The organism is Promicromonospora sukumoe 327MFSha3.1, assembly GCF_000385135.1.
Classification (GTDB): domain Bacteria; phylum Actinomycetota; class Actinomycetes; order Actinomycetales; family Cellulomonadaceae; genus Promicromonospora; species Promicromonospora sukumoe_B.
The window spans coordinates 46,000-65,080 of sequence record NZ_ARQM01000002.1 but is presented as its reverse complement, the minus strand read 5'-3'; the positions used below and the strand labels follow the sequence as shown (position 1 = coordinate 65,080).

The following is a 19,081-nucleotide window of genomic DNA, read 5'->3' as shown; positions in this document are numbered from 1 at the left end:
CCCGGAGCTCGCTCCGGGGCCTTTGTCGTGCGCGACGGCGGCACCGGGGCGGCTCCTCCACCCAAGGAGTGACCCATGAACGTCCCCGCCGTCCTCGACCATCGCGACCTCGGCCGCGACATGCGGATCTTCGACACCAGCCCGCTCGTCGGCCCCGGGCTGCCGCTCTGGCTGCCCGCCGGGGCCGCCGTCCGGTACGAGCTGGAGCAGTACGCGCGCGAGGTCGCGCTGCGCACCGGCTGCGAGCCCGTCTACTCGCCGGTGCTCGGCAAGCGCTCGCTGTACGAGCGCTCGGGCCACTGGGCCAAGTTCGCCGACGACATGTTCCCGCCCATGTACCTCGGCGGCCCGCAGGGCGCTTCGGACATCGCCCCGGACGGCGACGCCGACCCCCTCGTGCTGCGCCCCGCCAACTGCCCGCACCACGCGATGATCTACGCGTCCGAGCCGCGCTCCTACCGCGACCTGCCCGTGCGGTACTCGGAGCTCGCGTCGATGTTCCGCGCGGAGCGGTCCGGGGTGCTGTCCGGGCTGAGCCGCGTGCGGCAGATCAACCTCGACGACGCCCACGTCTTCTGCCGCCCCGACCAGGTCGGCGCCGAGGTGCGCACCGCCGTCGTCGCCGTGCTGGAGGTGCTCGACACCCTGGGCATCGAGGTGTCCTACCTGCGGCTGTCCGGCCGGGACGACTCCGGCCGCTGGCTCGGCGAGCCCGCGCAGTGGGCCGAGGCGGAGGACGCGCTGCGCGCCGTGCTCGACGACGTCGCGGCGCCCGCCGGGCTGCCCTGGCACGCGGAGGCGGGCGAGGCAGCCTTCTACGGGCCCAAGATCGACGTGCAGGTGCTCGACGCCCGGGGCCACGAGGAGACCCTCGCGACCGTCCAGCTCGACTTCAACCAGCCTGAACGCTTCGACCTGACCTACGTCGCAGCCTCGGGGGAGCGGGAGCGGGTCGTGATGATCCACCGCGGCACCGTCGGGGCGATGGAGCGGATGGTCGCGTTCCTCCTGGAGCGGCACGGCGGGCGGCTCCCGTTCTGGCTCGCGCCGGTGCAGCTCTGCCTGCTGCCCGTGGGCGACGCCGCCGTCGACGAGCTCGCCGCGGACCTGCGGTCCCGCGGCCTGCGCGTCCGCGTCGAGCGCGACGGGTCGCTCGGCAACCGGATCCGGTTGGCCCGGCAGCGGCGCGACGCGCTGCTGGGCGTGCTCGGCACGCGGGAGGCGGCGTCGGGCGAGCTCGCGGTGACCGACCCGGCGTCGGGCGCCAAGGCCTCGGTGCCGTTCGCGGAGCTGGGCGACCGGCTCGCGGAGGCGGCCCGGCGTCGGGTGCCGCGCGTGGCGCTCTGACTGCTCAGCGCACCCAGGTGCGCCGGTCGCGGGCCGCGAGGTGGACGATCTCCAGCTCGCGGTCCGTGAGCACCGGCCTGCGGCGCTCGAGCCACGGCACGAGCTCGCGCGTCGTGAGCACCTCGACGCCCTCGCGCGAGCCCTCGACGCGGGGCTCCTTGGTGCGGACGAACACGATCACGGGCTGCACGGTGATCGGCACGCGCGTGGCCGCGCCCAGGATCTCCTGGGTGCGGCGGGCCTCGTTCCACGCGGCCTCGGCGGTGACGTCGTGCGTGGGGCGGTAGATCGTGTGGATCGTGAACACGCCGCCCGGCCCGAGCACGAGCTGGTCGAGCTCCAGGGCACCGCCGTCGGACTGGACGGACTGGAGGACGCGCCAGGTGGGGCGCCGGGCGGCGAGCTCCCAGAGCTCGCCCGCGGCGGCGCGGGCGCCGGTGATCCGGTGCCGCATCCCGCGGTGGTACTGGTCGGGGCTGCCGGTCAGCCGGCCGCGCAGCACGGCCGCCGCATGCTGCCGGAAATACGTGCGCCGCCGGTCGATCAGGTGCTTCGCCGGCCGGTTGCTCGTGAGGTCGTCACCGCCCGTCAGCCGGCCTGCGCGCAGGTGCGGCAGCGCGTCGGCGACGGTGACTGGAACGCTGGTCGTCTCAGGGCCCATGGGGCGGACGTTACGTCCGCGTTGCCATGTGCGCGCGTTCTGCCGGTGAAGTGATCACCCGGCGCCGGCCGGGAACGCCCGCCGCGCCACGAGCACCACGACGAGCGCGGCCACGACGAGCACCGCGCCCGTCCAGGGCAGCGCGGCGGCGCCGCCGACGCCGAGCACGAGCGCCCCGAGGGCCGCGCCGCCGCCGATGCCGATGTTCGCGGTGGCGTTGACCAGGGCGCCGACGACGTCGGGCGAGGCGCCGCGCGTGCGGATCGCCGCGGTCTGGAAGACGGCGGCGACGGCGCCGAAGCCGATGCTCCACACGGCTGCCGCGGCGAGCGTGCCCACGGTCGCCGGGAACAGGACGCCCAGGACGAGGACGCCGCCCGCGACGACCGACAGCGTGACGACCGTGGTCTGCCGGGGCCGCACGTCGAGCCGCGCGGCCGCGTAGGCCGCCCCGATCAGCCCCAGCGCGCCGATCAGCAGCAGGGCCGGGCCGAGCGCCGCGGTGGCCAGCCCGGCGGCCAGGAGCAGCACCGAGACGTAGGTGTAGACCGTGAAGTGCCCCAGGTAGGCCAGGGCGTTCGCCACGCTGACCTGCGCGAGCGCGGTCCGCCGGGCGCCGCGGGCGGCGTCGTCCGGGGGAGCGCCGCCGCCCGGGACGGACGGCAGCAGCAGGGCCGTGAGCACGGTCGCGACGACGCACACGCCCGTGAGCACGAGGAACGCGTTGCGCCAGCCGACGGCGGTGCCCAGCGACGTCGACAGCGGGACGCCGAGGATGAACCCGGCCGACGCGCCCAGCGTGACGAGCGCCAGCGCCCGCCCGGCCAGGTGCGGGCGCACCAGCCGCGAGGCGTACCCGATGCTCACGGAGAAGAAGACGGCGTGGGCGGCCCCGCCCAGCGCACGGGCCGCGGCGACGACGGCGAAGGTGGGGGCCAGCGCGACGATCACGTTGCTCGCCGTGTAGACGGCCAGGGTGCCGAGCAGCAGCGTCTTGCGGGGCAGCCTCCGCGTCGCGGACGTCAGCGGCAGGGCGAGCGCCGCCACCATGAACGCGTACGCCGTGACCAGGAGGCCCGCGACGGACTCCGAGACGGCGAGGTCGTCGCTGATCAGCGGGAGCAGGCCCACCGGGACCAGCTCGGTGGTGACGGCGACGAACGTGGCGAGGGCCAGGGCGAACAGCCCGCCGGCCGCCTCGCGGACGTCGCCGGGCTGCCACCCGGCGGCGTCGGCGCGTGAAGAGGGCATGGGCCCCATGGTGACATTCGTCGCGACCCGCCCGATGCCGGACCCGCACCCCCTAGACTGGACCGGCCCCCGCCGCCGTGGGCCGATCTCTGTCGTACGACCACCCCCTGACCGTGAGGAACACCTGCGTGATCACTGCCCATGGCGTCGAGCTGCGCGTCGGCGCGCGCGTGCTGCTGAGCGAGGCCACCTTCCGGGTCGCCTCGGGCGACCGGATCGGCCTCGTGGGCCGTAACGGCGCCGGCAAGACCACGCTGACCAAGACCCTCGCGGGGGAGACCCAGCCCACGGGCGGCCAGATCGTGCGCGGCACGGACATCGGCTACCTGCCGCAGGACCCGCGCACGGGCGACCTCGAGGTCGTGGCGATGGACCGCGTGCTCTCCGCGCGCAACCTCGACCGCGTGATCGCGCAGATGCGCGCGACCGAGGGCGAGATGGCGTCGGCCGACCCGGACACGCAGGCCGCGGCGCTGGAGCGCTACCCCAAGCTGGAGGCGCGGTTCCTCGCCGCCGGCGGGTACGCCGCCGAGTCCGAGGCACAGATCATCACGGCGAACCTCGGCCTGGACGAGCGCGTGCTGGGCCAGCCGCTGAGCACCCTCTCGGGCGGTCAGCGCCGCCGCATCGAGCTCGCGCGCATCCTGTTCAGCGGCGTCGAGACGCTGCTGCTGGACGAGCCCACCAACCACCTCGACGCCGACTCGATCATCTGGCTGCGCGACTACCTCAAGGCGTACAACGGCGGGTTCATCGTGATCAGCCACGACGTCGACCTGCTGCGTGCCACCGTGAACAAGGTGTTCCACCTGGACGCGAACCGGGGCGAGCTCGACCAGTACAACATGGGCTGGGACACGTACCTGGAGCAGCGCGAGACGGACGAGCGGCGTCGTCGGCGCGAGCGGGCGAACGCGGAGAAGAAGGCCGGCACCCTGCTCGCCCAGGCCGAGAAGATGCGCGCCAAGGCGACCAAGGCGACCGCCGCCCAGAACATGATCAAGCGCGCCGAGAAGATGCTCGGCGGCCTGGAGAACGAGCGCGCCGCCGACCGCGTGGCCAAGCTCCGCTTCCCGACGCCGGCGCCCTGCGGGCGCACGCCGCTGACCGCGAGCGGGCTGTCCAAGGCGTACGGGTCGCAGGAGGTGTTCGCCGGGGTCGACCTGGCGATCGACCGCGGGTCGCGCGTCGTGATCCTCGGCTTCAACGGTGCGGGCAAGACGACGCTGCTGCGCATCCTCGCGGGCGTCGAGGCCCCGGACACCGGCGAGGTCGAGCCCGGCCACGGCCTCAAGCTCGGCTACTACGCCCAGGAGCACGACACGCTCGACATGGACGCGACCGTCGTGGAGAACCTGCGGCACGCCGCGCCCGACCTCACCGACACCCAGGTGCGCTCGGTGCTCGGCTCGTTCCTGTTCAGCGGGGACGACGCCGAGAAGCCGGCGCACGTGCTGTCCGGCGGTGAGAAGACGCGGCTCGCTCTGGCGACGATCGTCGTCTCGGGCGCCAACGTGCTGCTCCTCGACGAGCCCACCAACAACCTCGACCCGGCGTCCCGCGCCGAGATCCTCGGGGCGCTCAAGACGTACGAGGGCGCGGTCGTCATGGTGACCCACGACGACGGCGCGGTCGAGGCGCTGGAGCCCGAGCGCGTGCTCCTGCTGCCCGACGGCGACGAGGACCTCTGGAACGACAGCTACCAGGAGCTCGTCTCCCTGGCCTGAGCCAGGCACACGCCCGGAGAGGCTCCGGGAGACGGTTGCGCGGACGAGGGGGTAACGCTGAGCGAGCAATGCTCGCTCAGCGTTACCCCCTCGTCTGAGTGCGTCTTCCCCCGGAGGGTCGGACGGCGTCCGCCGGCGCGCCTCACGACCGCCGTCAGCGCAGCTGGGACTCGATCAGCGCGTCTTCCTCGTCCTCGGCGCTACGCCGGCGCTCCTTGGGCGCCTTGCGGGCCCGGACCCCTTCGCCGTCGGTCGCCTCGCCCGAGGCCAGCAGCAGGTCGCCCGCCGACACGTTCTCCCCGCGCAGCGCCCCGCGCTCGCGGCGCCACAGCACGATGTACCCGCCCACGGCGCCGAGCGCGAAGATCGCCCACTGGAACGCGTAGGAGAGGTGCGAGCCCGGGTCGGTGTCGGGCTTGGGCAGGGTCGCCAGCGCCACGTCGGGAGCGGGCTGCTCCGACCGCAGCGCGCCGTACGCGCCGACCGTGCGCCCCTCGGCCCACCCGGCGCCGTCGGGTCCGGCGGCGAGCACCTGGGCCGTCGAGATCGCCTGCACCTGGCCGGGCTGCGCGCCACGGTCGGAAGGCGGTTCGTCGGCGCGCAGCGACACGACGACGGTCACGTCACCGGACGGCGCGTCGGGGACGGCGTCCGGGCCTCGTGCGTCGCGCCCGAGCGGAACGGTGCCACGGTTGACGACCAGCACGAGCTCCTGGCCGTCCGGCAGGCGCGCCTCGAACGGCACCAGCACGTGGTAGCCGTTGCGGCCCGCGACCGGCCGGTTGCGCAGCAGCACGGTCGCGTCCGTGACGTAGTGGCCCTCCAGCTCGACCGGGCGCCAGACGTCGGAGTCCGGCACCACCGCGCCCGGCCCGGGCAGGATCTCGTCCACGGGCACCGCGGGCGCCGACCAGTTGTTCTCGATGAGGTCGATCTCGGCCTCGCGGGACTCGTACCGGTTCCACTGCCAGCGTCCGGCGACCAGGCACAGTGCGGCCAGCACCACGGCGGCCACCGCCAGGATCACCCACTGGCGGGTGGTGCGCGGGCCGCGCGCGTCGTCGGGCGCCGGGGGTCGCTCGGCCACGTGCGTCTGGCTCACGAGACCCTTTCCAGCTCCGCGACCGGGACGGTCTGCTTCCAGAAGGACCGGGCGCCCAGGAACTGCTCGAGGTGCTCGCGGTGCTCGTCGCAGGCGAGCCACACCTTGCGCCGCTGCGGCGTGTGCAGCTTCGGGTTGTTCCAGAGCAGGCCCCACGCGGCCTGCTCGCGGCAGCCCTTGGCGCTGCAGATCAGCTCGCCGTCGGGAACGGCGTCGGGCGTCCCGCCCGTCAGTCCCAGCACGTCCATCAGTCGTCCACGTGGTTGATCACGCGGCCCGAGCCGGGGCTCAGCCGTCCGGTCCCGTCGTGGGTGCCCGGGTCGTCCGGGCGGTCGTCCTGCGTCCCGGCCGGCCTGCCCTCGTGCGCGACCGGGGGCGCCTCCTCGGGCAGCTCCTCGAGCATCGGTGCCGCCTGCGGCGTGACGGGGGAGGTGTCGTGCGTCGTGTGGTCGCGCCCGGCGTTGGCGACGAGCACCGCCGAGTACGGCAGCACCACCGCGGCCGCCACCAGGGCCCAGCGGACCCAGCCGTCGACCAGCACGGCGCCGATGATGCAGACCACGCGGATGGACATCTGGATGAGGTAGCTGCGCGTGCGGCGCGCCTGGTCCACCGCCAGCGGCTCGGGGGCCGAGGTGATGGAAGGAACCGGCTCGCTCATGCTGTCAGTCTACGTGCGCCGGACCTCCCCGGACACGACGCCGACGTACCTCACACGATGTCGTGCATGCTGGACGTACAAGAGGTTGTTGTAGGAAACCGACAAGGTCCGGTGGATCCCTGTGGCCCGCCGCGCGCGGCGCGCGTCCGACGCGCGGGGTAGCGTCGCAGCGGACCCGGATCGACCAGGTACCGGCCGCGGCCCCCAGCCTCGCGCGGCCCCTTGCGAAAGCCCAGCATCGAGGAGCCTCAGGTGACCACCATGCCCGCCACTCAGAGCATTGCCGCAGGTCCCACCGGCCGTGTGGTCGTCGTGACGGGTGCCGCTCGCGGCATCGGCCGCGCCATCGCGGAGCGTTTCGTCGCCGAGGGCGACCGCGTCGCCACGATCTACCGCGGCGGGGACCTGCCCAAGGGTGTCGAGCCCTACGTGGCGGACGTCACGGACACCGAGGCCGTCGATGCCGCCTTCACCGCGATCGAGGCCGACATGGGCCGGGTCGAGGTGCTCGTGGCCAACGCCGGCGTGACCAAGGACCAGCTCCTCATGCGCATGAGCGACGAGGAGTTCGAGACCGTCATCGACGTGAACCTCAAGGGCACGTTCCGCTGCGTCCGCCGCGCCTCCAAGGGCATGATCCGGGCCCGCAAGGGCCGCATCGTGCTGCTCGGCTCGATCGTCGGCACGTCCGGCGGCCCCGGCCAGGTCAACTACGCCGCCTCGAAGGCGGCCCTGGTGGGCATGGCCCGCTCGATCACCCGCGAGCTGGGCTCGCGCGGCATCACCGCGAACGTCGTCGCGCCCGGCTACGTCGAGACCGACATGACGGCCGCGCTGTCCGACGACGTGCGCAACGGCTACCTGAAGTCGATCCCCGCGGGGCGCTTCGCCACGCCGGACGAGGTCGCCGCCGTCGTCTCGTTCGTCGCCTCCGACGCCGCCGGCTACGTCTCGGGTGCCCTCATCCCCGTCGACGGCGGTCTCGGGATGGGTCACTGACCCGTAGTCTGACGCCGCCACCAGCGGTTTCGTCGGTACATATCCAACATTCCCCGCGCGTGACACGGCGCGGAGTTTCGTTCCACGCTGCAATCCGCATTACGCTCGCACCCAGCACAGGGGTTGCTCCGGCACGCCTGCGCCTGATCGGAAGGACAACATGGGTCTCCTCGAAGGTAAGAAGCTGCTCGTCACGGGCGTGCTGACGGACTCGTCGATCGCATTCCACGCCGCCCGGCTCGCCCAGGAGGAGGGCGCGGAGGTCGTGCTCTCGTCCTTCGGACGGCAGATGAAGCTGACCCAGGCCTTCTCCAAGCGTCTCCCCGTCGAGGCGCCGGTCGTGGAGCTGGACGCCACCAGCCAGGAGAACCTCGACGCGCTGGCCGACGCCGTGCGTGCGGAGGGCTTCGAGCGGCTCGACGGCGTCGTGCACTCGATCGGGTTCGCGCCGCAGTCCGTCATGGGCGGCAACTTCCTCTCGGGCACCTGGGAGGACGTCGCCACCGCGCTGCACGTCTCGACGTTCTCGTACAAGTCGATCGCGGTGGCCGCCAAGCCGCTGATGACCGACGGCGGTGCCGTCGTCGGCCTCACCTTCGACGCGCAGTTCGCCTGGCCCGTCTACGACTGGATGGGCGTGGCCAAGGCCGGTCTCGAGTCCGCCAACCGCTACCTGGCGCGCGACCTCGGGCCCGAGGGCATCCGTTGCAACCTCGTCTCGGCAGGGCCGATCCGCACCACCGCCGCCAAGTCCATCCCGGGCTTCGCGACGATGGAGGACGCCTGGCCGACGCGAGCCCCGCTCGGCTGGGACCAGACCACCGCAGAGCCGGCCGCGCGCGCCGTCGCCGCCCTGCTGTCCGACTGGTTCCCGGCGACGACAGGCGAGATCGTGCACGTCGACGGCGGCGTGCACGCCATGGGCCAGTAGATGGGCAGGAGGCACTGATGGGCAGAGCGTCGGGCACGGAGCCCACCACGACGCCGTCACGGCGTCTGGTGTTGCTCCGGCACGCGAAGGCGGAGCCGGCGTCGGAACTTCCCGACGAGTCGCGACCCCTCGCCTTGCGTGGCCGGGACCAGGCAGGGAAGGTCGGGGCGGCGCTGGTCGCGTCCGGCCTCGTGCCCGACGCCGTCCTCGTCTCCGGGGCGTTGCGGACGCGGCAGACCTGGGACCTCGTGCGCAAGCACCTGGGGGAGCCGGCGGTGGCCTACACCGACGACCTGCTGGGTGCGATGCCGCGCGGCGTCCTGGCGCTGGTGCGTGAGCTGGACCCCGCGGCCCGCACCGTCCTGGTGATCGGTCACGAGCCCGCCATGGCGGGCACGGCCGAGCTCCTCGCCGGCCCGGGCTCGGAGGACGGCGCCCTCGCGCAGGTGCGCGTCGGCGTCCCGACGGCGACCTACTCGGTGCTGGAGGCCGACCTGGCCTGGGCGGACTGGGACCGCAAGACGGCCCGCCTGACCGAGGTCACGCGCCCTGCCTGACGCCCCTCGGTGTCAGACACGAACGGACGTGTCAGACGTACGGATCACTCCGGTGACCTGTACGTCTGACACGTCCGTTCGTGTCTGACAGGACTCGGCTCAGAGGAGGGCCAGCAGGTTGTCGAGGCGGTCCTCGATCACGTGGGGGGCCTGCTCGCGCACGAGGGGCTTGGCGTTGAACGCGACGCCGACGCCGGCGGCGCCGATCATGTCGAGGTCGTTCGCGCCGTCGCCCACGGCGACCGTCTGCTCCATCGGCACCCCGGTCTGCGCGGCCCACTCCCGGAGCGTCGCGGCCTTCGCGGCCCGGTCGATGACGGGGCCGACGGTGCGGCCGGTCAGCACGCCGTGGGCGACCTCCAGCCGGTTGGCCCGCACGAGCTCGATCCCCAGCTCGCGCGCGATCGGCACGGCGATCTCCTCGAACCCGCCCGACACCAGCCCGAACGCCCAGCCGCGCGCCTGGCACCCGGCCACGAGCTCGCGGGCGCCCGGCATCAGCTCCACCGCCGCGCGGACCTTGTCCAGCGCCTCGACGGGCACGCCCGCCAGCGTCGCCACGCGCTCGCGCAGCGACCCGGCGAAGTCGAGCTCGCCCCGCATCGCCCGCTCGGTCACTGCCGCGACCTCGTCGCGGGTGCCGGCGTGCTCGGCGATCAGCTCGATGACCTCCTGGCGGAAGAACGTGGAGTCGGCGTCGGACACGATGAGTCGCTTCACGGGCACCAGTGTGCCGGGTCGGCGCGCCGGCGCGCGGCGCTGTCCACGCGCTGCGCGCTGCCGGGCCGGTGGGGCGCGCGGCTGGCCTTGGCGTGGCCTGGGGGCCGAACGTAGGGTTGGTCGCACTCTGAGCGCTCAGAGTGCGACCAACCCTACGTTCGACGCCGCGGCCGTCTGCGCCGCCCGCGCAGCGCGGCCGCGCGGCAGCGCCCCAGCCCAGTCAGTCGACGATCGTGCCCTTCGGGACCACCACGAGGCCCGACTCCGTGACCGTGAAGCCGCGCGCGCGGTCCTCGTCGTGGTCCACGCCGATGCGGGCCCGCTCGTTGATGATCACGTTCTTGTCCACGATCGCGCGGTGCACGTGCGCGTAGCGGTGCACCTGGACGTCGTCCATCAGCACCGAGTTCGACACGTTCGACCACGAGTGCAGGTGCACGCCGGGGGAGAGCACCGAGCCCGCCGCCTGCGCGCCCGAGATGAGCACGCCCGGCGACACGATCGACTCCGCGGCGTGCCCCATCCGGCCCGGGCCCGCGTGCACGAACTTGGCCGGCGGCAGCCCCGTGTAGCCCGTGTACAGCGGCCACTCCATGTTGTAGAGGTTGAAGATCGGGTGCACCGCGATCAGGTCGGTGTGCGCGTCGTAGAACGAGTCGATCGTCCCGACGTCGCGCCAGTAGCCGCGGTCCCGGTCGGTGGAGCCGGGCACGTCGTTGCGGATGAAGTCGTAGACGCCCGCCTCGCCCTCGGCCACGAACGCCGGGATGATGTCGCCGCCCATGTCGTGCCGCGAGTCGGGGTTCGCCGCGTCCTTGGTGACCGCCTCGACCAGCGCGTCGGCGTCGAACACGTAGTTGCCCATCGAGGCGAGGATCTCGCCGGGGGAGTCCGGCAGGCCCGTGGGCTCGGTCGGCTTTTCCAGGAACTCCCGGATCTTCGACGGGTCGGCCGGGTCCACGTCGATGACGCCGAACTGGTCGGCCATCCCGATCGGCTGCCGGATCGCGGCGACCGTGGCGCGCGCGCCGGACTCGATGTGCGCGTCCACCATCTGCGAGAAGTCCATGCGGTAGACGTGGTCGGCACCGACCACGACCACGATGTCCGGCCGCTCGTCGTCGATGATGTTCAGGCACTGGTAGATCGCGTCGGCGCTGCCGAGGTACCAGTGCTTGCCCACGCGCTGCTGCGCCGGCACCGGCGCCACGAAGTTGCCCAGCAGCGGCGACATCCGCCACGTCTTGGAGATGTGGCGGTCCAGGGAGTGGGACTTGTACTGCGTCAGCACGACGACGTGCAGGTACCGCGAGTTGACGATGTTCGACAGCGCGAAGTCGACCAGGCGGTAGATACCGCCGAAGGGCACTGCTGGTTTGGCGCGGGCGGCGGTCAGCGGCATCAGCCGCTTTCCCTCACCGCCGGCGAGGACGATCGCAAGGACGCGGGGAGCGGAGGCCATACGGTGACATTAAGGCCTTTCCGCCGGTTCCGTCAGGTGGCACGCTGAGACGTGCCGCACGCTAGGTTGGCATCGTGCCCGACCTTCCCGCCGCCACCGCTCCCGCCACCGCCGGCCCCGCCCCCGAGCTCCGGCCCGACGGCGCGCTCCGCGTGGACCTGCTCACCCGCGAGTTCCCGCCGAACGTGTACGGCGGCGCCGGCGTCCACGTCGCCGAGCTGGCCGCGGTCCTGCGACAGCACGCCGATGTCCGCGTCCGCTGCTTCGACGGCCCGCGCGACGCCGCGACCGAGGCCTCCGGCGTCACCGGCTACACGACGCCGACGGCGCTCGCGGGCGCCAACGCCGCCCTGGCCACCCTGGGCACCGACCTGGTGATGGCCGACGACGTCGCGGGCGCCGACCTGCTGCACTCCCACACCTGGTACGCCAACATGGCGGGCCACCTGGGCGGCCTGCTGCACGGCGTGCCCCACGTCGTCACCGCGCACTCGCTGGAGCCCCTGCGCCCGTGGAAGGCCGAGCAGCTCGGCGGCGGCTACGCGCTCTCCTCGTGGGCCGAGCGCACCGCCTACCTGGGCGCCGCCGGCGTCATCGCGGTCTCGGCGGGCATGCGGGCCGACATCCTGCGGGTCTACCCGGAGCTCGACCCCGAGCGCGTGCACGTGGTGCACAACGGCATCGACCTGTCGGGCTGGCGCCGTCCCGCCGCCGACGACGCCGAGGCCAACGCCGCCGCGGAGGCGACCGTGCTCCGCCACGGCATCGACCCGGACCGCCCCGCCGTCGTGTTCGTCGGCCGGATCACGCGGCAGAAGGGCCTGCCGTACCTGCTGCGCGCGGCCGCCGAGCTGCCGCCCGAGGTGCAGCTCGTGCTGTGCGCCGGGGCGCCGGACACGCCGGAGATCATGGCCGAGGTCCGGGGCCTGGTCGAGCGCCTGCGCGAGACCCGCACCGGCGTCGTCTGGATCGAGGAGATGCTCCCGCGGCCCGACCTGATCGCCGTGCTGGCCGCGTGCACCGTGTTCGTCTGCCCGAGCGTCTACGAGCCGCTCGGCATCGTGAACCTGGAGGCGATGGCGGTGGGCCTGCCCGTCGTGGGCACCGCCACCGGCGGCATCCCCGAGGTGGTCGACGACGGCGTCACCGGCCTGCTGGTCCCGATCGAGCAGTCCGACGACGGCACGGGCACACCGCTGGACCCCGACCGGTTCGTGGCCGACCTGGCCGCCGCGCTGACCCGCGTGGCCACCGACCCCGAGGCCGCTGCGGCGCTGGGGGCCGCGGGCCGCCGCCGGGCGGAGGACCACTTCGCCTGGTCGGCCATCGCGGACCGCACCATGGACGTCTACCGGCGGGTGCTGGCGAGCGTCTAGCGGTCAGGCCACCCGGCCGTAGGTCGCCGCGCTCATCGCGTGCCGCGCGGTGCGGTCCACCTCGCGCAGCGCCGTGGAGCGCTGGTCGACCTGGAAGACGTTGACCGCGCCTCCGTCGTCCACCGTGCCCAGGGCGACGATGGCGCGCAGCCGGTTGGCGAGGTCCAGCACGCGGGCGCGCCGCCCGTCCAGGTGCGGCACGGGCCACGACGACGTGCTGGTCGAGCGGATCCGCTCGATCGCGTCGGCGGCGTCGTCGCGCCACCGGGCCACGTCGAGCTGGTCCAGGGCCTCCGTGGCCGTCATGAGGCTCGTGCGCAGCTCGCGCTCGGCGTCGGACACCGAGCCGATGGTGCCCTGCACCAGCGTGGTCCACTCCGGGATCGCCACCACCCGCCACGTCACCAGGTGGCCGGGCTCGATGTGGCTGCCGAACGCCTGGACCCTGGGCACGGCGGCCCAGCTCCCGGCGGGCGTCGTGACCACCACGCACTCACCGGCCTCGGTGGCGTCGTGGTTGGCGGCCGCGGGGACGCCCGAGGCGTCACCGGGCGCCGGGAGCAGCGCGCACACCTCGCGCGGCCCCTCGGTCCAGGCCGTGAAGAGGGTGTCGAGGTCCGTTCCGTCGGCGAAGCCGGGCAGCCCCTCGACGGTGTGCGGCTCGTCGTCGCCCACCACGGACTTCACGGCGTCCGAGGTGTCGCCTATGCCCTGCAGCCACAGGGCGAGCAGCACGCTCCGGGGGAGGTCCTGTTCGATGTCCACCGCAGCACTGTAGATGACACCTTCTCAGGTAGGGTCGGTGCCCATGAGCTCGGTTCTCCACCTTGCGGGCGTCACCGTCCGTCGCGGCACCTCGACCATCCTCGATTCCGTGGACTGGCAGGTGAACGAGGGAGAGCGCTGGATCGTTCTCGGGCCCAACGGCGCGGGCAAGACGACCCTGCTCCAGATCGTCGCGGCGCGCCTGCACCCGACGTCGGGCACCGCCGACATCCTCGACGCGACCCTCGGCCGCGTCGACGTGTTCGAGCTGCGCCCGCGCATCGGCATCGCCAGCGCGGCGCTCGCCGAGCGGCTGCCGACGGCGGAGACCGTGCGCGACGTCGTGCTGACCGCCGCCTACGGCGTGACCGGCCGCTGGCGCGAGAGCTACGACGAGCTCGACGAGCAGCGGGCCAAGGACCTGCTCGCCTCGTTCGACGTCGACCACCTCGCCGACCGCACCTACGGCACCCTGTCCGAGGGCGAGCGCAAGCGCGTGCAGATCGCGCGGGCGCTCATGACCGACCCCGAGCTGCTGCTGCTCGACGAGCCCGGCGCGGGCCTCGACCTCGGCGGCCGCGAGGAGCTGGTGGCCACGCTGTCCGCGCTCGCGGACGACCCGGCCTCCCCGGTGCTGATCCACGTGACGCACCACGTCGAGGAGATCCCGCCGGGCTTCACGCACCTGCTGCTGATGAAGAAGGCGGGCATCCAGGCGGCCGGCCCGATCGAGGAGGTCCTCACCGCGGACAACCTCTCGGCGGCCTTCGGGCTGCCCCTCGTCGTCGCGCACGGCGGCGGTCGCTGGCTCGCTCGCGCCGCCCGCTGACCGCGTCTTTCCGTCACCCCTGGCCTGGAATCTCCGGGGGCTCCGGGAAAAGCTTCTGAAACGGCGATTTCACTACCGCTGTGTCAGTGGTCCTTGGTAAAGTCCGGGCAAAGGTCCGAGGTAGCGGTAATTTCACCGCGAGGGCCCGCCGTCGGAGAGGTTCCGACGGCGCCCGGTCGCCAACCGGAGTGGACGCTCGGAGGGAGCAACCCATGGCGTGGTTGTGGTGGGTAGGAGCGGCGCTGATCTTCGCGCTGATCGAGCTCTTGTCGTTGGACTTCGTCTTCATCATGTTCGCGGGCGGCGCGCTGGCCGCGGCCGTCGCGAACGGCGCGGGGGCCCCGCTCTGGATGCAGGCCATCGTGTTCGTCGTGGCGTCGGTGGTGCTGCTCGTGACGCTTCGGCCCACGCTGATCCGGCACCTGCGCAACAACACGCCGAAGGCACCCACCAACGCCGAGGCGAACGTGGGTCGCACGGCATCGGTGGTCCAGGAGGTCAGCACCGCGTCGGGGCTGATCAAGCTCAGCGGAGAGGTCTGGAGCGCGCGCTCCGTGCCCGGGTCGCCTCTGCTGCCCGCCGGCACTAGCGTTCGTGTGGTCCAGATCGACGGCGCCACCGCCGTCGTCGAGCCGGCGTAGCCGCCTGGCGCCTGGGCGCCCCCTTTTGTGTTGTCCCAGACAGTCCAGTCAGAAGCGTTCTGTGCGTCAAACCGCCTGCGGGCCAAGGTGCCCGCGTAAGGAGAACTCGTGGAGTCATTCGGGCAAGTCCTGCTCTATCTGATCATTGCCCTGGTCGTGATCGTCGGTATCGTCGCGGTGATCCGCGCCGTGCGGATCGTTCCTCAGTCGGTGGCGCTCGTGGTCGAGCGCCTGGGTCGGTACTCCAAGACGCTCGACCCGGGCCTGCACGTGCTGGTGCCGTTCGTGGACCGCGTCCGCGCCGGCGTGGACCTGCGCGAGCAGGTCGTCTCGTTCCCGCCCCAGCCCGTGATCACCAGCGACAACCTGGTGGTCGAGATCGACACCGTCATCTACTTCCAGGTGACGGACGCCAAGTCCGCGGTCTACGAGATCGCGAACTACATCACCGCCATCGAGCAGCTCACCGTCACCACGCTGCGTAACGTGATCGGCTCGATGGACCTCGAGCAGACGCTGACCAGCCGTGACCAGATCAACGGCCAGCTGCGTGGCGTGCTCGACGAGGCGACCGGGCGCTGGGGTATCCGCGTCAACCGCGTCGAGCTCAAGTCCATCGACCCGCCGCCGTCGGTGCAGGGCTCCATGGAGCAGCAGATGCGCGCCGAGCGTGACCGGCGTGCCGCGATCCTCACCGCGGAGGGTGTCAAGCAGTCCGCCATCCTCACGGCCGAGGGTCAGAAGCAGTCCGAGATCCTGAAGGCCGAGGGTGACGCCCAGGCGCAGATCCTCCGTGCCGAGGGTGAGTCCCGCGCCATCCTCCAGGTCTTCGAGGCCATCCACCGCGGTGACGCCGACCCGAAGCTGCTGGCCTACCAGTACCTGCAGACGCTGCCGCAGATCGCGAACGGCACCTCGAACACCACCTGGGTCATCCCCACGGAGTTCACCGCCGCGCTGGGCAACATCGCCTCCGGCTTCGGCGGCGGCGCCGGCCCGGCCGTCCCCCCGCCCCCGCCGGGCGAGGGCCCGACCGGCCCGCGCGGGCCGATCGACTCCGTGCTCGACGAGCCCCTGCTGCCGGACCCCGCCGAGGCGCTCGCCGAGGCGCAGCGGCAGGCCGAGGCAGCCACGGCCGACGCGACGAGCGCCGGCACGCGGTCGGGCGACCCGTTCGACACCGAGTCCGAGCGCGGCCAGCGCCCGGGCGGTTCGACGCCGCCCCCGCCGGTGCCCCCGGCACCGCCGGCCGGCTGAGGTAGAGCTGAGGACCCGGGGGAGCTAGCACCCTGGGAGAAGTGGGGCCGAGGCACCGCGAGGTGTCTCGGCCCCACTGCTGTCTGCTGCCGGCATAAGAAGTTGCGGAGTGAGTGCTCACTCATTTACTGTTCCCGGCATGGACAACGTACGGCCGCGCGCCTCGCGGATGACCCCGGAGGACCGCAAGGCGGCGATCGTGGACGCGGTGCTCCCGCTGGTCGCGGAGCGCGGCCACGACGTCACCTCCCGCGAGCTGGCGCAGGCCGCCGGCGTCGCGGAGGGCACGCTGTTCCGGGCGTTCGGCGACAAGACGGCGCTGGTCGGCGCCGTCGCCGTCGAGGGCCTGGCGCGGGCGGGCCGGCCCGAGGAGACCCTCGCCGAGCTCACCGCCATCGACTCCGCGCTGCCGCTCGAGCGGCGTCTGGAGCTCGTGATCGAGCTGGGCCGCCACCGGGTGGCCGAGGTCATGCGCTGGATGTCGATCCTGCGCCGCATGGCGCCAGCGCCCGGCGCGCCGGGAATGCCCATCGTGCCGCCCGGGCCGCCGGGCCCGCCGGGCCCGCCGGGCCCCCGCGCCGTCCCGCCGGGGCCGCCCGGCCAGCCCAGTGCCGGACCCGGGACGCCCGCCGACCACCACGAGCGCATGCTCGCCTACCGCAAGACGCTGCTGGACCAGCGTGCCCAGCAGCATGCGGCTACGGTCGAGGGGATCACCGCCGTCCTCGCGCCGGACGCGCACCGGCTGCGGGTACCCGTCGAGGTGGCGATCTCGCTGGTCGAGTCGGCCATCGCCGGCGCGCACGTGCGGATCGACCACCTGCAGCCCGTGGTGCCGGCCGACGTCCTGGCCGACGCCCTCGTCAACGGCCTCGCCGGCCCCGCAAAAAAGTCTGGCCCCGACGCTGCCGAAGGTGCAGCCTCCACCGCGGGACCAGGCGCACCAGGTTCTCCAACCCCCAGCCCTGAAGGGAACTCCTGATGCTTGTCGCTCTTGCCCGGAAATATCTGGGCCCGTACCGCTGGGCGGTGGTCGCGGTGCTGGTCCTCCAGCTGGTGCAGACGCTCGCGGCCCTGTATCTGCCCAGCCTGAACGCCGACATCATCGACAACGGCGTGGTGCCCGGTGACATCGGGTACATCTGGAGCACCGGCGGCTGGATGCTGGTCGTCTCGCTGGGCCAGGTCGTCGCGTCGGTCATCGCCGTCTACTTCGGCGCGCAGGTCGCCACGGCGTTCGGCCGTGACCTGCGGCGCGACGTCTTCCACTCCGTCCAGACCTACTCCGCGCGCGAGATGGCCCGGTTCGGGGCGCCGACGCTGATCACACGCAGCACGAACGACGTCCAGCAGGTGCAGATGACCGTGCTGATGACGTTCACCATCATGGTGATGGCGCCGATCATGCTGATCGGCGGCGTCATCCTGGCGCTGTCGGAGGACGTGTCGATGTCGGGCCTGCTGCTCGTCATCGTGCCGGTCCTGGCCGCCACCGCGGGCGTCATCGTCTGGCGCATGGTGCCGCACTTCCGGCGTATGCAGAAGCGCATCGACGCCATCAACTCCGTGCTGCGCGAGCAGATCACGGGCCTGCGTGTGGTCCGGGCGTTCGTGCGGGAGCGCCGCGAGACCGAGCGGTTCGGCGTGGTCAACGAGGAGCTGTTCGACACCTCGCTGCGCGCCGGCCGCCTGATGGCGCTCACGTTCCCGGTGGTCATGCTGATCATGAACCTGTCGTCGGTGGCCGTGCTGTGGTTCGGCGCCCACGAGATCCAGGCCGGGGAGATGGAGATCGGCTCCCTGACCGCGTTCCTGAGCTACATCATGTACATCCTCATGGCCGTGATGATGTCCACGATGATCTTCATGATGATCCCGCGCGCCGCCGTCGCGGCGGAGCGCATCGGGGAGGTCCTGGACACCGAGCCGTCCGTGGTCGACCCCGAGTCGCCCGTCGCCCTGCCGGGCTCGCTCGCCGAGCAGAACGGCTCGCCCGAGCACAACGGTTCGCCCGACGGCGTCGTGGCGGGTCCGAGCGGCCGCGTCACCTTCGAGGACGTCGAGTTCCGCTACCCGGGCGCCGAGGAGCCGGTGCTGCACGAGCTGTCGTTCGAGGCCGTGCCGGGCCAGATCACCGCGATCATCGGCTCGACCGGGTCGGGCAAGTCGACGCTGCTCAACCTGGTGCCGCGCCTGTTCGACGCCACCGGCGGTACCGTCCGGGTGGACGGCGTCGACGTCCGGGACCTGCTGCAACGCGACCTCGGTTCGCTCATGGGGCTGGTGCCGCAGAAGGCGTTCCTGTTCTCCGGGACCGTCGCGGACAACCTGCGGTACGGCAAGTCCGACGCCACCGAGGAGGAGATGTGGGCCGCGCTGGAGGTGGCGCAGGCGCGCGACTTCATCGAGGCGCTGCCGGACGGCCTGGAGTCGGAGGTGGCGCAGGGCGGCTCGACGTTCTCCGGCGGCCAGCGCCAGCGGCTCGCCATCGCGCGCGCCGTGATCCGCAAGCCCCGCATCTACCTGTTCGATGACAGCTTCTCCGCCCTGGACTACGCGACCGACGCGCGCCTGCGGGCGGCCCTGCGGCCGCAGACCCGCGACGCGACGGTGATCGTCGTCGCCCAGCGCGTGGCGACCATCCGTGACGCCGAGCAGATCCTGGTGCTCGACCACGGGCGCATCGTCGGCCGCGGCACGCACGCGCAGCTGCTGGCGGACAACCCGACGTACCAGGAGATCGTGACGTCCCAGATGAGTTTGGAGGAGGCGGCGTGAGCGGCGTGAGCAACGAA

General features: G+C 72.7%; 19 protein-coding genes. 11 read left to right on the top strand and 8 right to left on the bottom strand.

Going from position 1 to position 19,081, the window contains the following annotated elements; all coding sequences use genetic code 11:
* Positions 1 to 75: 75 nt before the first annotated feature.
* A complete protein-coding gene (thrS, locus tag H291_RS0101030; RefSeq protein ID WP_020013116.1) occupies positions 76 to 1,347 on the top strand; it encodes a threonine--tRNA ligase in 1,272 nt (423 codons plus the stop codon).
* Positions 1,348 to 1,351: 4 nt separating this feature from the next.
* On the opposite strand, the gene H291_RS0101025 is transcribed toward thrS, so the two are convergent.
* Positions 1,352 to 2,008: a hypothetical protein gene (locus tag H291_RS0101025; protein WP_020013115.1), complete on the bottom strand. Its 657-nt coding sequence runs from the start codon at positions 2,006 to 2,008 to the stop codon at positions 1,352 to 1,354.
* A gap of 54 nt (positions 2,009 to 2,062) precedes the next feature.
* Positions 2,063 to 3,259, bottom strand: coding sequence for an MFS transporter (locus tag H291_RS0101020; RefSeq protein ID WP_020013114.1), 1,197 nt, complete (start codon positions 3,257 to 3,259; stop codon positions 2,063 to 2,065).
* Positions 3,260 to 3,387: 128 nt separating this feature from the next.
* Here H291_RS0101020 and H291_RS0101015 point away from each other — a divergent pair, with 128 nt between their 5' ends.
* Positions 3,388 to 4,986: an ABC-F family ATP-binding cassette domain-containing protein gene (locus H291_RS0101015; protein ID WP_020013113.1), complete on the top strand. Its 1,599-nt coding sequence runs from the start codon at positions 3,388 to 3,390 to the stop codon at positions 4,984 to 4,986.
* Positions 4,987 to 5,140: 154 nt separating this feature from the next.
* On the opposite strand, the gene H291_RS0101010 is transcribed toward H291_RS0101015, so the two are convergent.
* Genes H291_RS0101010 through H291_RS33120 form a run of 3 tightly spaced genes read right to left on the bottom strand, consistent with a single transcriptional unit; the run spans position 5,141 to position 6,749 of the window.
* The gene (locus H291_RS0101010; protein ID WP_020013112.1) at positions 5,141 to 6,088 is read right to left on the bottom strand and encodes an SURF1 family cytochrome oxidase biogenesis protein; all 948 of its coding nucleotides are present in this window, start codon (positions 6,086 to 6,088) and stop codon (positions 5,141 to 5,143) included.
* Entirely contained in the window at positions 6,085 to 6,336 is a 252-nt protein-coding gene (locus H291_RS0101005) for a hypothetical protein (RefSeq protein ID WP_020013111.1), read from the bottom strand. The genes H291_RS0101010 and H291_RS0101005 overlap by 4 nt, the downstream gene beginning before the upstream one ends.
* Positions 6,336 to 6,749 (bottom strand): DUF3099 domain-containing protein, encoded by a 414-nt coding sequence (locus H291_RS33120; RefSeq protein WP_020013110.1) that lies wholly within the window; start codon positions 6,747 to 6,749, stop codon positions 6,336 to 6,338. Before H291_RS33120 ends, H291_RS0101005 begins: the two co-directional genes overlap by 1 nt.
* Positions 6,750 to 7,010: 261 nt before the next feature.
* On the opposite strand from H291_RS33120, the gene fabG reads away from it, so the two are divergent.
* The 3 genes from fabG to H291_RS0100985 all read left to right on the top strand — a co-directional run bounded on the left by fabG (position 7,011) and on the right by H291_RS0100985 (position 9,236).
* Entirely contained in the window at positions 7,011 to 7,748 is a 738-nt protein-coding gene (gene fabG, locus H291_RS0100995) for a 3-oxoacyl-ACP reductase FabG (protein ID WP_033325355.1), read from the top strand.
* 160 nt (positions 7,749 to 7,908) lie between these two features.
* Positions 7,909 to 8,679, top strand: coding sequence for an enoyl-ACP reductase FabI (fabI, locus tag H291_RS0100990; protein ID WP_020013108.1), 771 nt, complete (start codon positions 7,909 to 7,911; stop codon positions 8,677 to 8,679).
* Between the two features lie 17 nt (positions 8,680 to 8,696).
* The gene (locus tag H291_RS0100985; RefSeq protein ID WP_020013107.1) at positions 8,697 to 9,236 is read left to right on the top strand and encodes a SixA phosphatase family protein; all 540 of its coding nucleotides are present in this window, start codon (positions 8,697 to 8,699) and stop codon (positions 9,234 to 9,236) included.
* Between the two features lie 99 nt (positions 9,237 to 9,335).
* Here the strand turns inward: H291_RS0100985 and serB are convergent, their stop codons facing one another.
* Positions 9,336 to 9,962, bottom strand: a complete 627-nt coding sequence (gene serB, locus H291_RS0100980) for a phosphoserine phosphatase SerB (RefSeq protein ID WP_020013106.1) — start codon at positions 9,960 to 9,962, stop codon at positions 9,336 to 9,338.
* 214 nt (positions 9,963 to 10,176) lie between these two features.
* Positions 10,177 to 11,418 (bottom strand): glucose-1-phosphate adenylyltransferase, encoded by a 1,242-nt coding sequence (gene glgC, locus H291_RS0100975; RefSeq protein WP_020013105.1) that lies wholly within the window; start codon positions 11,416 to 11,418, stop codon positions 10,177 to 10,179.
* Between the two features lie 152 nt (positions 11,419 to 11,570).
* On the opposite strand from glgC, the gene glgA reads away from it, so the two are divergent.
* On the top strand, positions 11,571 to 12,794 hold the full coding sequence (glgA, locus tag H291_RS0100970) for a glycogen synthase (protein WP_026365256.1): 1,224 nt from the start codon (positions 11,571 to 11,573) through the stop codon (positions 12,792 to 12,794).
* A 3-nt stretch (positions 12,795 to 12,797) separates the two neighbouring features.
* Here glgA and H291_RS0100965 read toward each other — a convergent pair whose 3' ends face one another.
* Positions 12,798 to 13,559: a hypothetical protein gene (locus H291_RS0100965; RefSeq protein WP_020013103.1), complete on the bottom strand. Its 762-nt coding sequence runs from the start codon at positions 13,557 to 13,559 to the stop codon at positions 12,798 to 12,800.
* A gap of 43 nt (positions 13,560 to 13,602) precedes the next feature.
* Here H291_RS0100965 and H291_RS0100960 point away from each other — a divergent pair, with 43 nt between their 5' ends.
* From H291_RS0100960 to H291_RS0100940, 5 genes are all read left to right on the top strand, one after another.
* Complete coding sequence (locus tag H291_RS0100960) at positions 13,603 to 14,388, top strand: ABC transporter ATP-binding protein (protein WP_020013102.1); 786 nt, start codon at positions 13,603 to 13,605, stop codon at positions 14,386 to 14,388.
* A 212-nt stretch (positions 14,389 to 14,600) separates the two neighbouring features.
* Positions 14,601 to 15,029, top strand: coding sequence for an NfeD family protein (locus tag H291_RS0100955; protein ID WP_020013101.1), 429 nt, complete (start codon positions 14,601 to 14,603; stop codon positions 15,027 to 15,029).
* 108 nt (positions 15,030 to 15,137) lie between these two features.
* Positions 15,138 to 16,286 carry an SPFH domain-containing protein gene (locus tag H291_RS0100950; protein ID WP_020013100.1) on the top strand — a complete coding sequence of 383 codons (1,149 nt, stop codon included), beginning with the start codon at positions 15,138 to 15,140 and terminating at the stop codon, positions 16,284 to 16,286.
* 139 nt (positions 16,287 to 16,425) lie between these two features.
* Complete coding sequence (locus H291_RS32105; RefSeq protein WP_084467571.1) at positions 16,426 to 17,268, top strand: TetR/AcrR family transcriptional regulator; 843 nt, start codon at positions 16,426 to 16,428, stop codon at positions 17,266 to 17,268.
* Positions 17,268 to 19,064: an ABC transporter ATP-binding protein gene (locus H291_RS0100940; protein ID WP_026365254.1), complete on the top strand. Its 1,797-nt coding sequence runs from the start codon at positions 17,268 to 17,270 to the stop codon at positions 19,062 to 19,064. Before H291_RS32105 ends, H291_RS0100940 begins: the two co-directional genes overlap by 1 nt.
* The last annotated feature ends 17 nt before the right edge of the window (positions 19,065 to 19,081 follow it).

Excerpts from the sequence above, each read along its gene's own strand:
- H291_RS0100955 (WP_020013101.1), top strand. The coding sequence starts at position 14,601 with ATGGCGTGGTTGTGGTGGGTAGGAGCGGCGCTGATCTTCGCGCTGATC.
- H291_RS0100960 (WP_020013102.1), top strand. The coding sequence starts at position 13,603 with ATGAGCTCGGTTCTCCACCTTGCGGGCGTCACCGTCCGTCGCGGCACC.
- glgC (WP_020013105.1), bottom strand. The coding sequence starts at position 11,418 with ATGGCCTCCGCTCCCCGCGTCCTTGCGATCGTCCTCGCCGGCGGTGAG.
- H291_RS0101025 (WP_020013115.1), bottom strand. The coding sequence starts at position 2,008 with ATGGGCCCTGAGACGACCAGCGTTCCAGTCACCGTCGCCGACGCGCTG.
- thrS (WP_020013116.1), top strand. The coding sequence starts at position 76 with ATGAACGTCCCCGCCGTCCTCGACCATCGCGACCTCGGCCGCGACATG.
- H291_RS0100940 (WP_026365254.1), top strand. The coding sequence starts at position 17,268 with ATGCTTGTCGCTCTTGCCCGGAAATATCTGGGCCCGTACCGCTGGGCG.
- fabG (WP_033325355.1), top strand. The coding sequence starts at position 7,011 with ATGCCCGCCACTCAGAGCATTGCCGCAGGTCCCACCGGCCGTGTGGTC.
- H291_RS33120 (WP_020013110.1), bottom strand. The coding sequence starts at position 6,749 with ATGAGCGAGCCGGTTCCTTCCATCACCTCGGCCCCCGAGCCGCTGGCG.
- H291_RS0101005 (WP_020013111.1), bottom strand. The coding sequence starts at position 6,336 with ATGGACGTGCTGGGACTGACGGGCGGGACGCCCGACGCCGTTCCCGAC.
- H291_RS0101020 (WP_020013114.1), bottom strand. The coding sequence starts at position 3,259 with ATGCCCTCTTCACGCGCCGACGCCGCCGGGTGGCAGCCCGGCGACGTC.
- H291_RS0100985 (WP_020013107.1), top strand. The coding sequence starts at position 8,697 with ATGGGCAGAGCGTCGGGCACGGAGCCCACCACGACGCCGTCACGGCGT.
- fabI (WP_020013108.1), top strand. The coding sequence starts at position 7,909 with ATGGGTCTCCTCGAAGGTAAGAAGCTGCTCGTCACGGGCGTGCTGACG.
- H291_RS32105 (WP_084467571.1), top strand. The coding sequence starts at position 16,426 with ATGGACAACGTACGGCCGCGCGCCTCGCGGATGACCCCGGAGGACCGC.